This is a genomic window from Agromyces sp. LHK192, assembly GCF_004006235.1.
Lineage (GTDB): Bacteria > Actinomycetota > Actinomycetes > Actinomycetales > Microbacteriaceae > Agromyces.
The window spans coordinates 485,945-503,785 of sequence record NZ_CP034753.1 but is presented as its reverse complement, the minus strand read 5'-3'; the positions used below and the strand labels follow the sequence as shown (position 1 = coordinate 503,785).

General features: G+C 70.7%; 11 protein-coding genes. 2 read left to right on the top strand and 9 right to left on the bottom strand.

Features of this window, described 5'->3' with window-relative positions; all coding sequences use genetic code 11:
* Positions 1 to 50 precede the first annotated feature (50 nt).
* The 5 genes from ELQ40_RS02260 to ELQ40_RS02240 form a co-directional block, all read right to left on the bottom strand.
* Positions 51 to 2,351, bottom strand: a complete 2,301-nt coding sequence (locus tag ELQ40_RS02260) for an SH3 domain-containing protein (RefSeq protein ID WP_127792214.1) — start codon at positions 2,349 to 2,351, stop codon at positions 51 to 53.
* A 71-nt stretch (positions 2,352 to 2,422) separates the two neighbouring features.
* The gene (locus ELQ40_RS02255; protein ID WP_127792213.1) at positions 2,423 to 4,474 is read right to left on the bottom strand and encodes an ATP-binding protein; all 2,052 of its coding nucleotides are present in this window, start codon (positions 4,472 to 4,474) and stop codon (positions 2,423 to 2,425) included.
* Complete coding sequence (locus ELQ40_RS02250; protein ID WP_127792212.1) at positions 4,474 to 5,136, bottom strand: DUF4255 domain-containing protein; 663 nt, start codon at positions 5,134 to 5,136, stop codon at positions 4,474 to 4,476. The genes ELQ40_RS02255 and ELQ40_RS02250 overlap by 1 nt, the downstream gene beginning before the upstream one ends.
* The gene (locus ELQ40_RS02245; RefSeq protein WP_127792211.1) at positions 5,133 to 9,065 is read right to left on the bottom strand and encodes a hypothetical protein; all 3,933 of its coding nucleotides are present in this window, start codon (positions 9,063 to 9,065) and stop codon (positions 5,133 to 5,135) included. The genes ELQ40_RS02250 and ELQ40_RS02245 overlap by 4 nt, the downstream gene beginning before the upstream one ends.
* 148 nt (positions 9,066 to 9,213) lie before the next feature.
* A complete protein-coding gene (locus ELQ40_RS02240; protein ID WP_127792210.1) occupies positions 9,214 to 9,834 on the bottom strand; it encodes a response regulator transcription factor in 621 nt (206 codons plus the stop codon).
* 182 nt (positions 9,835 to 10,016) lie between these two features.
* Here ELQ40_RS02240 and ELQ40_RS02235 point away from each other — a divergent pair, with 182 nt between their 5' ends.
* Positions 10,017 to 11,294, top strand: coding sequence for a hypothetical protein (locus tag ELQ40_RS02235; RefSeq protein WP_127792209.1), 1,278 nt, complete (start codon positions 10,017 to 10,019; stop codon positions 11,292 to 11,294).
* 2 nt (positions 11,295 to 11,296) lie between these two features.
* Positions 11,297 to 11,611 (top strand): PAAR domain-containing protein, encoded by a 315-nt coding sequence (locus ELQ40_RS02230; RefSeq protein WP_127792208.1) that lies wholly within the window; start codon positions 11,297 to 11,299, stop codon positions 11,609 to 11,611.
* A 91-nt stretch (positions 11,612 to 11,702) separates the two neighbouring features.
* Here ELQ40_RS02230 and ELQ40_RS02225 read toward each other — a convergent pair whose 3' ends face one another.
* From ELQ40_RS02225 to ELQ40_RS02210, 4 genes are all read right to left on the bottom strand, one after another.
* A complete protein-coding gene (locus tag ELQ40_RS02225) occupies positions 11,703 to 13,559 on the bottom strand; it encodes a glycoside hydrolase family 13 protein (protein ID WP_370296575.1) in 1,857 nt (618 codons plus the stop codon).
* A gap of 48 nt (positions 13,560 to 13,607) precedes the next feature.
* A complete protein-coding gene (locus ELQ40_RS02220) occupies positions 13,608 to 14,606 on the bottom strand; it encodes a sugar ABC transporter permease (protein WP_127792206.1) in 999 nt (332 codons plus the stop codon).
* Positions 14,606 to 16,228 (bottom strand): ABC transporter permease subunit, encoded by a 1,623-nt coding sequence (locus ELQ40_RS02215; RefSeq protein ID WP_127792205.1) that lies wholly within the window; start codon positions 16,226 to 16,228, stop codon positions 14,606 to 14,608. The genes ELQ40_RS02220 and ELQ40_RS02215 overlap by 1 nt, the downstream gene beginning before the upstream one ends.
* Before the next feature lie 113 nt (positions 16,229 to 16,341).
* A complete protein-coding gene (locus tag ELQ40_RS02210) occupies positions 16,342 to 17,577 on the bottom strand; it encodes a maltose ABC transporter substrate-binding protein (RefSeq protein ID WP_127792204.1) in 1,236 nt (411 codons plus the stop codon).
* Positions 17,578 to 17,841 lie beyond the last annotated feature (264 nt).

Here is a 17,841-nt window from a genome sequence, read left to right as displayed (position 1 = left end):
CGTTCGTCCCCGGGATCTGCCCGTTCGGGCAGCAGGTCGACTCCCCGTCATCACCGGACCGCCAGGAATCGCTTGACCACGAACCGCATGTTCGAACGCCACAGCACCGCGTACCACCGGCCGATCTGGCCGATGACGTCGATGTTCGTCCCGCGGCGGAGGACGTCGACGCGCGGCGAGGCGATGTCGGGCTCCTCGCGCACGTTCAGCCACTCCTTCGTCCGGCCCCTCAGCGACAGGGACTGCACGCCGGGCGCGACGGGCCCGCCGCCCACCGGCACGACCGGAGCGGCGCGCACGATGCCGAGCTGCTCGAGCAGCGTGTTCTCGGAAGGGTCGGCATCCGTGAGACCGTCGACGGTCGTGCCGGCGGGCGGGACGAGTCGCGTTCCCGACGCGTTCGCCCGCAGGAACGCCTCCGCGTGCGGGTCCGAACCGAGCGTGAACGCGGCGATCATGATCTGCGCGCGGGTCGGGGCCGGCGCGCTTGCGAGCGGGAGCAGTGCGGGCAGGCGTGCCGCGAGCCAGCTCGCGTCGAGATGACGGCGCAGCACGTCCAGCGAGGCGGATGCCTCCACCAGCGCGACGATCTCGGGTGCGCGGGTCGGGTCGGGTGACAGTCGCACCTGGTCGAGCGCGACCTTGCCGCCGGCGCCGAGTCCGGGGATCGCACGCACGCGCGCCGTGAGCGCGGTCTCGAACGGATCGACGTTCTGAAGCCAGCCGACCTCGCCCGGTGTCTGGTGATTCCGGTTCTCGAACTCGCTGAGTCCTCGGGAGGACTGTTCGGCGACCCGCGACATCCCGGCGATGTCGCCCGAGGACTCGAAGATGTCGAACATCGCCTGGATGACGCGGTCGCCCCAGGAGGTGAATCCGTGACCGCGCCTCGCGGCGATCGCCGACGTGGCCGCGGCCGCGTCGCGCGCCCACAGCACGACCAGGCTCCTGGCCGCGCCCTCCGGTTCGTGACCGCGCTCGACGTAGTCCGCCGGGTTGGTGGAGGTCGCGGCCTCGTCACCGGTGATGGTCTGGTGCAACTCCCCCGCGGGAGTGATGTACGACCCGGCGCCGACCGAGGCGACGTTGCCCTCGACGGTTCGTCCACCGGCCATGTTGTGCAGGAGGGTCGCGATGCTCGGGTCGGTCGTGAGCCGGTGGAGGATCGCGGCCCGCGCGAGACCCGGGTCGGCGGGCAGGCTGTCTGAAACCGGCTCCGCCGCCGTGAGGCACGCGTTGAGCACGATCCTCGCGTTCGGTCCCGGGGCCATGACCCCGACGAGTCGCCGGATGAACCGCTCCGTGCGTGCCCGCCCGGCACCCTCGGACTCGGCCGACACCGAGGCACCCGGTCGGCCCGCGAGTTCGATCGAGGTCGGCCCGCCGTGCCCGGCGAGCATCACCTGCTGCACGCGGCGGCCCTGGCCGTAGGCCCGCGCGAGCGCGGTCACCCGGTCCCCCGCGGCCTCCAGGTTCCCAACGCCCTCGATCATCAGGGTCAGGTTGGCCGCGTGCGTCACGACGGCCGTCATCCCGGCGTCGGCGTGGAACGCGCCGTTGTGGTCGCTCCCGGAGTGGAGGACCACCACCAGCGGCTTCGTCCTCGACCGATCCGCGCGGTTCGCGATCAGGGCTTCGATCATCGGCTTGGGGAATCGGTGGATGTTCCGGACGTCGGGGACGCGACCGATGAACGCTGCGGGATCCGCACCCCACTCCCGGTACGAGCGCGAGTCACGGCCGTTCTCGGCCTCGAGGAACGCCCTCGCCCCGCGGAAGTAGTCGGCCAGGTCGGCCGCCTTCCCGCTGGCGGCCAGGGTCTGCAACTCCGCCTTGGCGCTGTCCTGGGCACCGAGGCCGCGATGCAGGTCCGCCTTCGGCAGCCGTCGTTCGAGTTCCTGCACGGTCCTGCCGAGCTCGACCGCCTCGGGAAGGGAGGTGATCCCGTCCGGCGGGACCGCCGAGTCCTCCCGCTGCTTCGCACGCGCGTAGACGCCCAGTTCCGCCCGTTCCGCCGCCGTCTGCGACAGCAGGTCCGACACGACGAACGGGCGAGCGGCGTCGAGTGGGGCCGGCGAGCCGACGCGCGCCCAGCGCAGCAGGTCGATCAGCGAACGGTCGGTACCCGCGGGCAGCCTGCCGTCGGTCATCCAGTCCGGACGATCCCTCGCGTAGTCGTCGAGTGCGCCGAGCGTGAGGGTGCGGATGCGCGCCGGGTCGGTGAACGGCACCGCAGGCGGCGGGATCCGCTGCACGATCGCCGCGGCGACCGCTCGGTTCCCTGCGGAACGCTGCAGTGCCAGGATCCGCTGGACGGGCCCCGACGGCCCGGCACCGGTCCGTGACCGCATGGCCGACGGCGCTCGGGCGCGCCGCGCTGGCTCGCCGACCCCCCGGCCGGCGCGGACGTGCCCGACGGCGCTCACCCCACCGACACCACCGACCAGTAGCGGCCGAACTCGCGCTCGACGACGAGGCGCCCGAGCTTGCGGTACTCGCGCTCCACGGCGAGCACGAGGTGCCGCATGCCGACCTGCCCGCCGTCGGCGGCTGCGAGGTACGCCGCCGTGACCGCGGCGGAGCGGATCGCCCCGCCAGCGAGCTCGAACGACTCCCCGAGGAACTCGAAGTCGATGTCGGTCGCGCGCGCGACCTGGGCGCCGAGGCACCGATCCCAGAGCGCCGCGCGCTGCGAGGCATCCGGCATCGGGAAGTCGACGATCACGTCGAGCCGCCTCGTGAACGCCTCGTCGATGTTGGCGCGCAGGTTGGTGGCGAGCACCGCGAGGCCGTCGAAGGTCTCCATGCGCTGGAGCAGGTAGGCGCTCTCCACGTTGGCGTAGCGGTCGTGGGCGTCCTTGACCTCGCTGCGCTTGCCGAACACGGCGTCGGCCTCGTCGAAGAGCAGCACGGCGTTGGTGCCGGCCGCCGCGGTGAAGATGCGGTCGAGGTTCTTCTCGGTCTCGCCGATGTACTTGTCGACGACGGTCGAGAGGTCGACGACGTAGAGGTCGAGGCCGAGTTCGCGGGCGACGACCTCGGCCGACATGGTCTTGCCGGTGCCCGAATCGCCGGCGAACAGCCCGACGACGCCGTGCCCGCGTCCACCGCCCGGGCGCATGCCCCAGTCGCCGAGCACCTGCTCGCGGTGCCGCGCGCGCAGTTCGATCTCGCGGAGGGCCGAGAGGGTTGCGGCGGGGAGCACGAGGTCGTCCCAGCCGACCGCGGGCTCGACGCGTCGGGCCAGCCGGTCGAGCGCCGACCCGTTCTCGGCGCGGGCGCCCGCGGTGAGGTCGGCGATCGTGATGCCGCCGTCGTGCGAGAGGGCCGCCTGGGTGCGGGCCGTCCGCGCGGCGCGACGCACCTGCTCCGGGCGCAGCCGGAACTGGCCGGTGGCGGACGCCACGTCGAGCCGGGACCCCGCCCGCCCGAGTTCGCGACGCCACAGCTCGACTCGTTCGAGCGTCGTGCTCGCCCGTGCCTCGACGACGGCCGGATGCGTGCGCGCCCGCGACGGGTCCCACACGGCGTCGCCGACGAGCACGGTCGGCTGCGGCGAGGCATCCAGCGCATCGAGCACCTCGGCGGGCAGTTCGGGCGCGACCGGTCCTGCGATCAGCCCGGCGCGGCGAAGGCGTGCCTCGCGCACGACCAGCCGCGCGATCTGCACCCCGTCCTCGTCACTGCCGATCTTCGCCAGGTCGAGCTCGATCGGGTCGAGGCCGACCGATCGGAGCGCGTCGGCCGCGATCGCGCGTCCGGAACTCGTCGCATGCTCGCGAACGTAGACCGAGCGGATCCCCGCGGCGAGCGCCCGGGCGACCTCGCCGCCGTCGCCCCAGTCGATCGGGGCCGAGTCCTGCAGCACGCCGTCGAGTGCGCGGTCACCGCCGTCGTCGCCGAGCAGGTGGCCGACGACGCGGTCGGGCACCCGCAGCGCTCGGGTCGGCAACGGTCGGTCGGCGTCGTCGAGCGTCATCAGGGAGCCGGTGATCAGCGGGCCGCCGACGAGTCGCGCCCGATCGCCGGCCGACGTCAGGCCGACGCCGCAGAGCTCCATCGCGAGCGCCGCCGACGGTCGCCGGCGACTCACGTCGTCGTTCAGGTAGCCGAAGAACCGTTCGAACCTGGGGTCGAGGTCCGCGGCGAGCCCGACGACGAGGAGGTCCACGTCGAGGTCGTTCAGGCCGAACGTCTCGGCGACCTCGCGCAGCCGGAGCCGGTGACCGGCGGCCTCGGCGAGATCGGCGCCCTGCTCGCACTCGGCCAGACGCGACGACGCATCCGACCAGTCCGGCACTCCGCGCGCCTGGCCGAGCAGCCGGTCGATCAGCTCATCGCTGAGGTACAGGCCGCGGAACGGGTCGTCGGGCTGCGGGTCGACCGCGTGCCGCGCTGCCACGAGCCGGCGGATGCGATCCTCGATGACCCCGAGCCGCCCGAGCAGGTGCGTGAGGTTCGGGTCGCCGATCATCATTCGCCCTTCGCGCCGGGCGGGGTGGTCGCCGCGGTCGCGGGCCGGCGGCCGGTGCGCTGTTCGTCGCCGCCGAAGCCGGTGCCGGTTCCCATCCCGCTGAACTCGCCGCGCACGCCCTCCTTGACCGGCGGGCCGACCTGGTAGACCACGCCGGTGGTGATCGGCGCCGTGATGACGACGTCGAGCGAGGGCTTCAGCTCGCCGCCGAGCGACGACCAGACGTCGGCGAACGCCCGGTCCTCGGGCGGCGGCAGCGCGATCGAGAGCCACGCGGGCAGGCCGGTCTCGGCGAGCGTGTCGACCACGAGCGGCTCGGGCACGGCGTCGTACTTGAGGAAGCAGCGCATCAGCGCATCGAGCAGCCGGTGCTCGTCGTCAGGGCGCTGCGTCCACGCGGTCACGAGGTACGAGAGCTTGAAGTAGCGCGGCGCCGGGGTGCGTGCGATGACGATGCCCTGCTCGTTGCGCTCCTCGAGGAATCCCGTCTCGCGCCGCTTCACGTCCTCGCGGATGTCGTAGAGGAACAGGTCGACGGTCGGCGCGTTGCGTCTGGCCGCCCAGTCCTTCGTCGGCGCGTCGAGCACGACCTCGATGTCCTTGCCGATGCCGGGTGCCTCGCGAACCAGCCGCTTCATGGCATCGTCGATCTCGCCGATCATCCGCCCCTCCCCACGAGGTCCGGGCCGGTCGAGTTTCGCGGCGAGATCAGGATCGGAGCGGACTCGAACGTGCCGAACGTGCCGGCGGCGCTCGAGATCTGGACCCAGCGCGGACCCTGCAGCGCACGGCGGAAGACGACGACGTCGCGCCGGAACTCGGAGCCCAGCGCGCCGCCGACGACCGGCCCCGGGAAGGCGGTGACCGTCGCCTGCGCATGGCGCAGTTCCCATTCGGCGTTCAACGTCTCGCCCGGCGGGAAGTACCGCCCGAACATCGTGACCACGTCGCCGGGGTTGGCGACCGCCGGCGTGAACCAGGCGACGGGTTGCAGCAGGTTGTACGGCTCGGTGTCGTCGCCGAGCCACCCGGTGGGCGCATCCGCCCGTTCGATGCTCGACGCCGGCTCGGGCAACGGGTCGACCGGGCACTCGAGCGTGCCCCATTCGCAGCAGGCCGGGTTCGATCCGCACTCCTCGGGGTCCGGTCCCACGGGCAGCGGCGGCAGCGTGTACCGCGTCACGTCGAACGATGCGCGCTCGACGGCGACGGAGACCTGCCCGGGATGCGGGTCGTGCGCCGCTCCCGCCGGCGGCGGCGTGAACACCAGCGTCGTGTCGGTGGTCGCACCGACCGCGTCGAACCCGGTCTTCACGCAGGTGTCGACGGCGAAGCCGGGGCAGTTCTCGGCGCCGCTGAGCGTGAGGTGCGTCGTCGGCTGACCCGGCGGGCTCGTCGTCGGCCAGGTGAAGGCGAACTCCACCTCGGTGTTCGGCAGCGTCGGGTCGTACCCGGCACCGCCGTCGGTGGCGGGACCCCGCGTCAGCGTCGCCTTCGCGCGCATCGGCAGGCCGCCGTGGTAGATCGGGTTGCGATCGAGCACCAGGTCGACATCGAATTGCGCGTCGACGACCGTGGCGGATGCCTCATCGCCGCCGAGCCACTCGATCGGGAGCTCGGAGGCATCGTTGGGCACTCCGACTCCGATGGCGGCGGGCATCGCGGCGACCTCCAGCGCGCCGACCGCGACCGGATCGAGCCGGAAGGTCACCTCCCTGGCATCGCCGGGTCCGAACCAGTCCTGCAGGTAGCAGATCCCGTCGTCGAGCGGATCGCACCCGACGATTCCCGGCGGATCGACCAGGTCGGCGACGGCATCCGGCCAGTCGAACTCGAGACCGACGAACACCCGCGTCGGCGGGATGTCCTGCGGCAGCGCCTTCGACCACTGCACTCGGACGGTGACGAGCACGTCGCTCCCGTCGGGCCACGTGCGGTCGCGGTCCAGCGTGACCTGCGTCTCGAAGACGTTCGCGAGCACGGTGATCGGGGCGTCGGAGTCCTCGACCCAACTCGGCGGATAGTCGTGCTCGATGTCGCCGTCGGAATTGGACTCGACGATCATCACGCCATCGCCGGAGATCGCGAACCGCCCGAACCCCCACGCGGTCTCCGGTACCTCGAACGTCATACTGATGTCGACCGAGGATCCCGGTTCGTCGAGGCCGGTGATCGTGCAGATCTGGGCGACGAACTCGTCGCATTCGGCCGGGTCGCCCGTGGGCACGAGGATGTCCGGCCAATCGAGTGCGACGGCGACCTCGACGCCGGGCAGCACGGTCGTCACCTCGGGCGAATGCGTCACCCGGAACGTGACTTCGACGTCGTCGCCGCCGGGCACCGCGTTCGACACGGACGCGATCGTCTCGGTCGGGAACACACGGTCGAGGATCGCGAACGGCGTGCTGGCGGAATCCGCCCAGTCGGCCGTCATGGTGACTCCGCCGGGCGGTGTCGGCGACGCCAGCGGCAGCACGGCGGGTGCGTGTCCGGCCACGCTGCGACCGAATCCGCCGAGCGGCCGCGCCGAGGCCGGGTCGGACGCGATGGTGATGATCGGCTCGGTGTAGGTCCAGCCGCTCACGAAGTCGATCGTGAAGGCGCTCAGGAGTTCCCGCTGGGACTGCGCCGCAGGAAGCGTCAGGTTCAGATCCCATTCCTCGACGAGGAGCTGCCACTCGTCGTCGTTCGGCGCCTCGGGATTCGCTCCCAGTTCGTTCGCGTCGTCGATGGTGCAGTCCAGACTTCGCGGAACGACGGCGACGCAGCCCGCAGGCGGCGCACCGCCGAGGGTCATCCCCTCCGGCCAACCGAGCCGGACGACGAGTTCGGCGTCGTCGATGCCGCGCAACTGCGCCTCGCTGCTGAACACCGTGTACCGGGCGAGCACGGGGGTGACCGCGCCGACCGCGCCGAGGTCGAGGAACTCGTACTGCTCGACCCGGAGTTCGAAGGGCGAGGCGACCGGGATCGCATGGGTCGCGATCGCAGGGTTCACCGGGGCGAAGTCGTATCCGTCACCCCAGTACCAGGCCCAGTGGTCGACGGTCGCCGTGAACTCGAGGTCGCTGGTCGCCGGCCGGGGGCCGGACACCCGGAACGGCACGGTGAACGACACGGACGAACCGGGTGCGTCGAGTCCGACGAGGTAGCAGCGGTCGAACCCGCCGGTCCCGGGCAGCACGGATTCGTCCAACTCCGAGTCATCCCAGAAGTCGCAGCCGTCGACGTACCCGGGCTCCAGCGGAAGTCGGAACGCGGCACTGTCCCAGTCCAGCCGGACCGGGACCAGGAACGGCTCGTCTTCATACGGATCGGCGTCGGGAAGGGGCACATCGTGGTTCGTGACCGTGACCCGGAGTTCGAACCGGTGCCCCCACCGCAGCGGGTCGGGGGTGTGCGTGATCGACACGTCGAACCCCTCTCCATCGTCCGGCGGATCCGACGGTCCCGCCGGAACCGCCGTGGTGGCACTCGACCGGTACTCCCCGCCGATGCCGATGTACTCCAGGAACGGCTCACCGCCGTAGTCGCCGACCTGTGCCCAGGCATCGATTCGCGCGGTGAGCACAGTCTCACCCGGGGGCATCGTCCACTGCTGGAGGGTCGCGGTGCATCTTCCGACCGCCGACTCCCCCGGCTCGTCGACCCCCTCGATCAGGCACTGGTCTCCGGATGCCTCGGGCCAGCGTTCGTCGAACGAGCCGTCGGACGCGTGGCGCCACGCGTTCGGGCCGGCGGGGTCCTCCACCGGCACCACGGATCCGTCGGGCCACAACAGCGAGACGAGCAGCGCATCGGCGCCGCCCGCCGGCTCCACATCGTAGTTCCGCACCGTGATCGTGACCTCGAACGTCTCGGCTCGCGACACCGTGGTCGGCTCCGCCTCGATCGAGATGTCGAAGTGCTCGCCGTCATCGGGGCCGTCGGACACCGCGACATCCACGAAGGTCGACGTCAATGCGTCCGCCGGCGTGCTCAGCGGCTGCAGGATGTCCGGGCCTTCGACGATCTGATGATCCGCCCAGGTGACGATGCGTGCGGAGAACCGGCTCGCACTCGGCTCACCGCCGAGGTGTCGGAACTGCACCGTGCAGGACTTGGTCGGCGCGGTGGCGGCGGGCCCCATTCCGTCGAGCACGCAGACGGCACCCGGGCCGTGGGGTCCGACGGCGTCGAACCGGTAGTTCGCGCCGCCGGTCGCGAGGGTCGCCCATCGGGCGTCGTTCGGTGGATCGAGCACCGGGGCGAATTCCTCGGGTACCCACGACACTGCGACGAGGAGTTCCTCCGCACCTTCGGCGACGAACTCATCGTGGTTGGTCACCGTGAAGGTGACGGTCGTGGTCTCGCCCTCGTTCACCGGATCCGGCGTGGCCGCGATCTCCAGGTCGAACCCCTCGCCGTTGGCGGGACCGTCGACCGCGACACCGTCGCGCGTCCAACCGTTCGACGGGTCCCAGGTCGGCGACCCGCTGCCGTCGCTCGTCCCTCCGCCCGGCGTCTCCACCGCCGACGCGGGCACGACCGACCCCGTCACCACCATCAGGGCGGCGGCGACGATCGCGATCAGCGGTCGCAGCCTGCGCATCGGGTTCCTCTCGCCACGGTTCAACCTTGCGGCCGGCCGGCGCCGGCGCCGGTGGGGCGCCGGGCACCGTTCGGGGCATCCGGGGTTGCCCGCACGGGCAGCGGCATCCGTTCCGTGCCGCCGTCGCGCCGGCAACCCCGCGGATGCCTCAGATCAGCCCCTCCCGAACCGCGTACGCGACCGCGTGCGAGCGGTTGCGCAACTGGAGCCGGGTGGTCACGTCGTGCAGCACGTTCTTCACGGTCCGCTCCGAGTACGACAGCTGGCGGGCGATCTGCGCGGTGTCGCAGCCCTCGGCCACGAGCCGGAGCACCTCGACCTCGCGCGACGAGAGCCCGTTGAACGTGAGTCCGCGGGGGTCGAGCACGGTGCGCTGGAGGCGACCGACCTGGTCGAGGAGTCGCCCGAGCAGGTCCGGGGGCACGCTGCCCTCGCCCCGACCGGCGCCGACGACGGCGGCGGTGAGCTTGTCGGGCGTCGCCTCGGCCCGCCGGACGAGCCCGACGACGCCGCTCTCGACGGCACGCACGAGCCCCTGGTCGTCGAGGTCGGAGACGACGAGCACGACCTGGGCGTCGCCGTTGCGGCGCAGGAAGCGGATCGAGTTGACGGCCTCGTCGTCGACACGCTCGACGATGACGAGCACGACGTCGGGCGGCTCCTCCTCCGGCGCGACCACGCGCACCTCGGGCCTCGGACGAAGTTGGCTGGCCACGCCGGCCTCGGATATCGGATCGCGCGCGAAGACGCGCACCGTCGTTCGGGTCATGATCTCCCCCTCTGAAGATCGTTCGGGTCCGCGCGTGGTCATCGGGTTCGTGCGGATGCCGGTCATCCTCCTCCCCGGTGCTCTTCGCGCACTAAACAAGGACTCAACGGGCAACCGATCTGCACTCGCCGGTGACCTTGCGGCCCTCGTCCCGAATGGAAGGGCGGTCCTACGTTGGCGACATGGCGACCACTGCGACGCTCGAGCCCGGCTCGGCGTCAGTCCTCCCGGGCGAGTCCGCGACGTTCACCCTGACCGTCGCGAACGACTCGCTGCTCGTCGAGTCCTACGCGCTCTCGCCCGTGGGACCGGTGGCCGGGTGGGCGACGATCCAGCCCGAGCGACTGACGATCTACCCGGGCACCAAGGAGACGGCGGTCGTCGTCGTGTCGCCGCCGCGGACCTCGGAGGCCCTGCCCGGCACCGTCGCGGTCGGCGTCCGGGTGCTGCCCACCGAGCAGCCGGAGTTCGCCGCGTCCGCCGAGGCGGACCTGCAGATCCTCCCGTTCGCCGAGCTCGACGCCGAGCTCGTCCCGCGGATCTCCCGCGGTCGTGGCCGCAAGCGCGTGCGCCTGGCGGTCGACAACCGAGGCAGCACACCCCTCTCCGCCTCGATCGCCGGCACCAGCAGCGACGCCCTCACGATCACGACGCCCACGCCCGACATCGACGTCGACCCCGGGCACGCCCTGTTCGTCGACGTCGACCTGCACCCGCGCAAGCGCGTGTGGCGCGGGCAGGACCTCAACCATCCGTTCCAGCTCACCGTGGTGCCCGAGGGCGAGGGCGCACCCGAGCCGCGCACCCTCGACGGCAGCTACACGCAGTTGCGCATGTTCCCGAGGTGGTTGTGGAAGGCGCTGCTCGCGCTGCTCCTGCTGCTGCTCGCGCTCATCGCGCTCTGGTTCCTGGTGCTGAAGCCCGCGATCGAGGCGACCGCGAAGGAGGCGATCGAGGGTCCGGTCGCGGAGGCGCAGGACAAGGCGGATGCCGCTGCGCAACAGGCCGATCAGGCTGCGCAGAGCGCGAACGAGGCGAAGGCCGCGGTCGGGCAGCCGACGGAGCCGATCGATCCGGTCGCCCCGGGGCCGACCGTGACCAGCAACGAGATCGACCTGCGGTTCAGCGCCTCGGCGGCCGCCAACGGCGAGGACGAGAGCGAGCGGTTCACGATCCCCGCGAACGCGCAGTTCCGCATCACCGACCTGGTGCTGCAGAATCCGTCGGGGTCGTTCGGCACCCTCACGATCGAGAACGCCGATGTCGCGGCACCGATCATCTCGACCGGGATGGAGAACTTCCGCGACATCGACTACCACTTCGTGACGCCGGTCGAACTCCAGAGCGAGGACGAACTGTTCATCAAGGTCGTGTGCACGCCGGCCGTCGCCGGTCCGACGGCCACGCCGTGCGGTGCGAGCGTCCTGGTGACGGGCATCCTCCTGACCACCCAGCAGTGACCATGCCCACCGGTCCGGCTCTGCGCGCAGGCGACATGGCGATGTGCCCGCTGTTCGACGGCCCGAAGCCGCACGTGGGCGGCCCGATCACGCCGGCGGGTTGCGTGATGACCGTGATGATCGTCAACATGCCCGCCGCGGTGGCGAACAGCATGCCGGGCTCGATTCCTTGCGTGGGACCGCCCAACGGCATCGCGATGGGCAGCATGACGGTGCTGATCGGCGGATTCCCCGCTGCGCGGCTCGCAGACCTGTCGATGCACGGCACGCCGATCGTGCCCGGCCCGGGCGCGCCGACGGTCATCATCGGCGGCTGACGCCCAGTCACGGATTCAGGAGATCGGCGGCTGCTCGGGACCAGAAACGCCGTTCCGGTCCTGAATTGCGTGCGTACACCTGAATCCGGCACTACTGCCGCGGTGCCGCGACTCCCGGCAACAGCCAGGCGCCGAACGCGGCGCCCGTCGCCGCGAGCACGGTACCGGCGTCGGATGCCTCGAGCCGCAACTCCCCGAACGCCGCGAGTTCGACGGCGCCGACGCCGCCCGCGAGCTGCGGCAGGGCATCCGCATCGAGGTCGAGCCGGGCCGCAGCTCGCGCGGCGAACACGAGGACCGAGGCATCCGCCGCCTCCCTGACGAACGCGACGGCGTCGTCGGATGCCTCCAGCCAGCGGATGCCGCCCATCTGCAGCACCTCGTGCTCGCGCCGGAGCGCGACGAGGTCGCGGTAGGCCTCGATCGTGGGCGCGACCTCGGGGTCGTCCTCCGAGCCCCACGGGATCGGCGTGCGACTCGCCTCGCCGTCCTCGCCCGTGAGCGCGAACTCGTCGCCGGCCCAGACCACCGGGATGCCGGGCATCGTCACGGCGAGCCCGAACGCGACCGGCACCGTGCCCGGGCGCGAGTGCGTGAGGAACCGGGGCGTGTCGTGCGTGTCGAGCGCGTTCATCGTCGCGAGCCGCGTGCGCCACGGGAACCCCGCGGCGAACCGCAGGTGGGCTTCCACGAACTCGCTGCCGGTGAACGTCGGCACGGCATTGCGCGCGAACCCGATGCCGCCGGCCGCCGGGCCGCCCGGCTGCTGCAACCAGCTCCACATCGGCCTGGTGAACGGCGTGTACGTCATGGCGCCATGCCACGCGTCGCCCTGGAAGTCGGATGCCGCGTCGTTCGTCGACTCGCCCAGCAGGATCGTGTCGGGGTTCACCGCGACCATCGTCGCCCGGATGGTCTGGCGCACCTCGGCGTTCAGGTCGACCGCGCCGATGCGACCGGTCATGTTCGCAACGTCGATGCGCCAGCCGTCGAGCGAGAACGGGGCCCGAAGGTACCTGGCGACGACCGAGTCGGGACCCTCGATGAACCGCCGGCGCAGCTCGACCGACGACCAGTCGAACTTCGGCAGGCTCGGCACCCCGAGCCACGACTCGTAGGAGCCGTCCTCTCGGAAGAGGTAGAACCCGCGCTCGATCGAGTCGGGGTCGGCCTGCGCAGTGCGGAACCACTCGTGCGCGTCGCCCGAGTGGTTCGACGTCAGGTCGCCGATGACGCGGATGCCGCGTGCGTGCGCCGCCTCGACGAGCCGCACCAGCGCGTCGTCGCCGCCGAGCAGGTCGTCGACCCGGTCGAACGTGGACGCGTCGTACCGGTGGTTCGATCGCGCCGGGAACACGGGCGTGAGGTACAGCAGGTTCACGCCGAGGCCGACGAGGTGGTCGAGCCGCTCGCGGACGCCGTCGAGGTCGCCGCCGAAGACCTGCTGCGACCGCCCGGGCGGCTCGGGGTCGACGGCGTCGCCCCACGACGCCGGGATCGCCCACTCGGGCCACACGCGCTCGGCGGCGGCATCCGACCTCGCGAACCGGTCGGGGAAGACCTGGTACAGCACGCTCGCCGCCGCCCAATCTGGCGCGGGCTCGTGCGCGACCAGCCTGAAGTCGTCCTGGTCGCGGGTCTCGACCCTCGACAGGCCGGCCTGGCTCAGCCAGTGCTGCCGGCCGTCCTCGCCGACCAGGAGCCAACGATAGCCGTGCACCGGGTTCTCGACCTCGACGTCGGCCTCCCACCAGTTCCACCCGGCGGCGGCGCCGATCAGTCGGGCCTCGCTGTACCGCGGTTCGCGGTTCGGGTTCGAGCGCGTGCCCACCCAGTCGAGCAGGCCGAACCCGGAAGGCACGCGCAGGCGAACCCGCACGACCTCGCCGAGCTCGGGAGCGGCGTTCGAGACGTGCAGCGGGGATCCGTCGTGGTGCGGCGTCAGCATGCCCATCACCCTTCCATGCCGAGGTTTCGGCGGTGAGAACAGCCCGGCTTACTTCACCGCACCCGCGGTGAGCCCGCCGACGATGTACTTCTGCAGGAACAGGAACAGGGCGACGACCGGCGCGGCCGCGATCACGGCACCCGCCGAGAACGCCGACCAGTCCGCGTAGCGCGGGTTGGAGACGAGCTTCGTCAGGCCGACGGCGAGCGTCTGCTTCTCCGTGTCGATCAGCATGACCGAGGCGACGACGAACTCGTTGACGCTCGTGATGAACGACAGCAGTGCGACGACCGCGAGGATCGGTGCGACCAGCCGCAGGATGATCGTGAAGAAGATGCGTGCGTGCCCGGCCCCGTCGATCTTCGCGGCCTCGTCGATCGACGCGGGCACGGTGTTGAAGAAGCCGTACATGAGGAACGTGTTCACCCCCAGCGCACCGCCGAGGTAGACCATGATCAGGCCGATGTGCGTGTTGAGGCCGATCGCCGGGAACAGGTCGCCGATGGTCGACATGAGCAGGAAGATCGCCACGACCGCGAGCAGCTGCGGGAACATCTGCACGACCACGATCGAGACGAGCCCGAACCGCCGCCCGGTGAACCGCATCCGCGAGAACGAGTACGCCGCGAGCGCGCCGAGGAACACGGTGCCGAGCGCCGTGATGCCCGCGATGATCAGCGTGTTCGCGAACCACTGCGTGAACGGCACCTGCGGGTCGGAGAGGATGCGCACGTAGCTGTCGAACCCGATCTTCGAGAACAGCGCGTTCGATCCGGTGAGCGTGCCGTTCGGGTTCAGCGACGACGAGATCACGAACACGATCGGGAACAGCGAGAACACGACCATCACGACGCCGACGACGTGGCGCCAGCCGGTCTGGCCGAACCAGCGGCCGAACCGGAACGGGCGCTTCGGCGGAACGTATCCGCCCTCGCCGGCGCTGCCGCCGCGGGTCGAGTGCGCGCGCGTCGAGGCATCCGAGAATTCGTCCGCCTCGCCGGCGAGCAGGCCCGCCTGGCTGCCGGATACGGGGTGGTTCGCAGCCATCAGTTCAGCTCCTCGAGGCTCTTGGTGCGGCGGAAGGCGATGATCGAGATCACCGCGACCACGATGAAGATGATGATCGAGTAGGCGCTCGCGAGACCGTAGTCACGCGTCTGCCCCGTGAACGCGACCTTGTAGACCATCGTGATGAGGATGTCGGTGAACCCGACCGGGATCGGCGCGTTCGAGTCGCGCGGCCCGCCGTCGGTGAGCATGTAGATCACGTTGAAGTTGTTGAAGTTGAACGCGAACGACGCGATCAGCAGGGGCGCGACGCTGACGAGCAGCAGCGGCAGCTTGATCAGGCGGAAGATCGCCCACGGCCTCGCGCCGTCGACCTTCGCCGCTTCCTGGATGTCGTCGGGGATGGACTGCAGTGCGCCCATGCACACGAGGAACATGTACGGGAACCCGAGCCACAGGTTGACGATCAGGATCGACACCTTCGCCAGCAGCGGATCCGTGAGCCAGGGGATGGATGCCCCGCCGAAGAGCACCTGGTTGATGAACCCGAAGCTCTCGTTCATCATGCCCGCCCACACCAGCGCCGAGAGGAACGACGGGATCGCGTACGGGAGGATCATGAGGACCCGGTACGCCTTGCGCCCGCGCATCCGCATGTCGTTGAACGCGATCGCGAGGAACAGCCCGAGGAAGAACGTCGACGCGACCGACACGAGCGCGAAGACGAAGGTCCACACGGTCACGTAGAAGAGCGGTCCGGCGAGACGCGGGTCGGTGACGGCCCGCACGAAGTTGTCGAACCCGACGGTGATCTGCCAGCCCGGAAGCAGTTGCTCGCCGTCCTCGGCGGTGAACGCCCCCACGCCGGTGTCGGCGTAGACCGTGCCCGACTCCACGTCGGTCATGGTGCCTGCGGCCTCGTCGTACTCGAGCGCCGAGACGTAGCGGTAGCCGCTCGACCCGTCGGGCGTGCGGATCGCGCCGTCGTTCGGGTCGTCCGAATAGGGCACCGAGAGGGCCGTGACCTGGTCGGTGCGGGCGAGCACGTCGGCGAACTGGAGCGTCGTCCACCCGTCGGTCGCGACCGCGGTCTCGCCGTCGAACTCGGCGTCGACGGGTTCGAGCGCCTGGTCGTTGGTGCCGACGAAGGCGTCGCCGGACTCGGGGTCGGTGACGAGGAGGCCGAGCTCGCCGCCCTGCTCGACCACGGTGATCGGGTACGTCGGCGAGTCCTCGACGCGCTGCAGCGACGACGCCATGAGCGACGAGACCGCCTGCTCCTTGGTGCCGTTGTGGCCGGTGCCGTAGTTGGTGAACGCGATGTAGCCGGTGTAGATGAGCACGAACACCTGGAACACGACGAGGAAGATCACGCCGGGCGTCAGGTACTTCGCGGGCAGCTTTCGCCGCGAGAAGTAGATCCAGTTCACGACCACCGTGACCGCGGCCACGACGACCGCGGGGATCCACTGGCCGGCGCCGATGAGCACGAACAGCGCGTACACCGCCAGCGCGTCGACGATGCCGAGCGCGATCAGCTTCACGAGGAGCACCTTCACCCCGCCGGATGCCGCGTCGGCGATGGCCGCCGCCTGGCGCTGGCGCTTGGTGGGGCGCTCGGGTGGGGCATCCTGGCGGATGTCGTCGGTCGTCGTGCTCATCGTCTGCTCCTCATCGCAGGACCGATGGTCGAGTAGCGACGAAGGAGCGTATCGAGACCGTGGGGTCTCGATACGCGTCCTCCTGCGTCGGTCGCTACTCGACCATCGACCGATTACTTGGCGTCGATCGCGGCCTGCACGTCCGACGTGAGCTTCTGCCACGTCGCGACGGGGTCGGCGCCGTTGATGATCTCGGCCTCGGCGATGCCCCAGTACTGCCACACGGCACCCATCGCGGGGATCGCCGGCATCGGCACGGCCTCGGCACCGACGGCGGCGAAGCCCTCGATGATCGGGTCGCTGGACGCGGTCTCGGCTGCGCCGGCGTTCGCCGGGAGGATGTTGCCGGCCTCGAACAGCTCGAGCTGGGTCTCCTCGCTGCCGAGGTAGTTCACCAGGAAGTCGTTCGCGGCGACCTTGTTCTCCGACTCGGCCGAGACGAAGAAGCCCTTCACGCCGGCGAACGGCGAGGCGGCCTCACCGGTCGGGCTGGGCACGGTGTCGATCGCGACGTTGATGCCGCCGTCGACCGCGGCGCCCACGTTCCACGGGCCGGTCAGCCAGAAGGCGGCCTTGCCGGTGAGGAACGCGTCCTTGGCGATGTCACCGTCGATGTCGGTGTTGAACGCGGCGGTGCCGTTCTTGCCCTGCGTGCCGAGCCAGGTCGCGAACTGCTCGCCGCCCGCGCTGCCGAGCTGCAGGTCGGTCGGGTCGTAGCCCTGCTCGTTGGTGCCGAACACCGGGGCGCCGAACGCCGTCTGGAACGGGTAGAGGTGGTACGGGTTGCCCTCGGCGCCCTGCTCGACGACGAACGGCTGGGTGAGGCCGGCGGCCTGGCCCTTCGCGATCATGTCGTCGAAGCTCGTGGCGGCCTCGGGGACGAGGTCGGCGTTGCGCAGCACCGCGATGTTCTCGACGGCGTAGGGAAGCATGTAGGTGGTGCCCTCGTAGGTCGAGGCCTCGACCGCGACGGGCAGGTAGTCGGCGGCGGAGTCGCCGAGCTCGATCGGGGCGACGACGCCGTTCGTCGACAGCTCGCCGAGCCAGTCGTGCGCACCCATCGTGATGTCGGGGCCCTTGCCGGTCGGCACCTGCTGGATGAAGTCGTCCTTGATGTCGGCGTTGTCCTTGCCGACGAGCTTGACCTCGACGCCGGTCTCGTCGGAGTACGCCTTCGCCGCGCCCTGCAGCGCGTCGACGCGCTCGGCGTCGACCCAGACGGTGAGCGTGCTCGCCGCCGACGAGTCGTCGGTGGACTCGTTGCCGCCCGCTGCGCATCCGGCCAGTCCCAGCGTCGTCACGACGGCCACGGCGCCCGCAGCGAGGAGGCCCTTCCTGTTCACCCTCATTGGTGTGTGCCCTTCTCAGTTCGCGTGAATCGGCGCCTTCGCCGGTGATGCGCGGGTCCCGCGGGAACCGCTGCTCCCCCGATGGCGGGTTCGCGTACCGAGCCGAAAGGCCGTTCTTTCGTTGTGTGATGCCCGCAACCGCGTTGCAAGCGATTACAGGTATACCCCGACACATGAAGTTCACAAAACCGGGAGCGGCGTTTTGATACCGGTCTGTGACCAATTGGTTTCAGGCATCCGCTGCAAGCGTTTCCAGTAGATGAC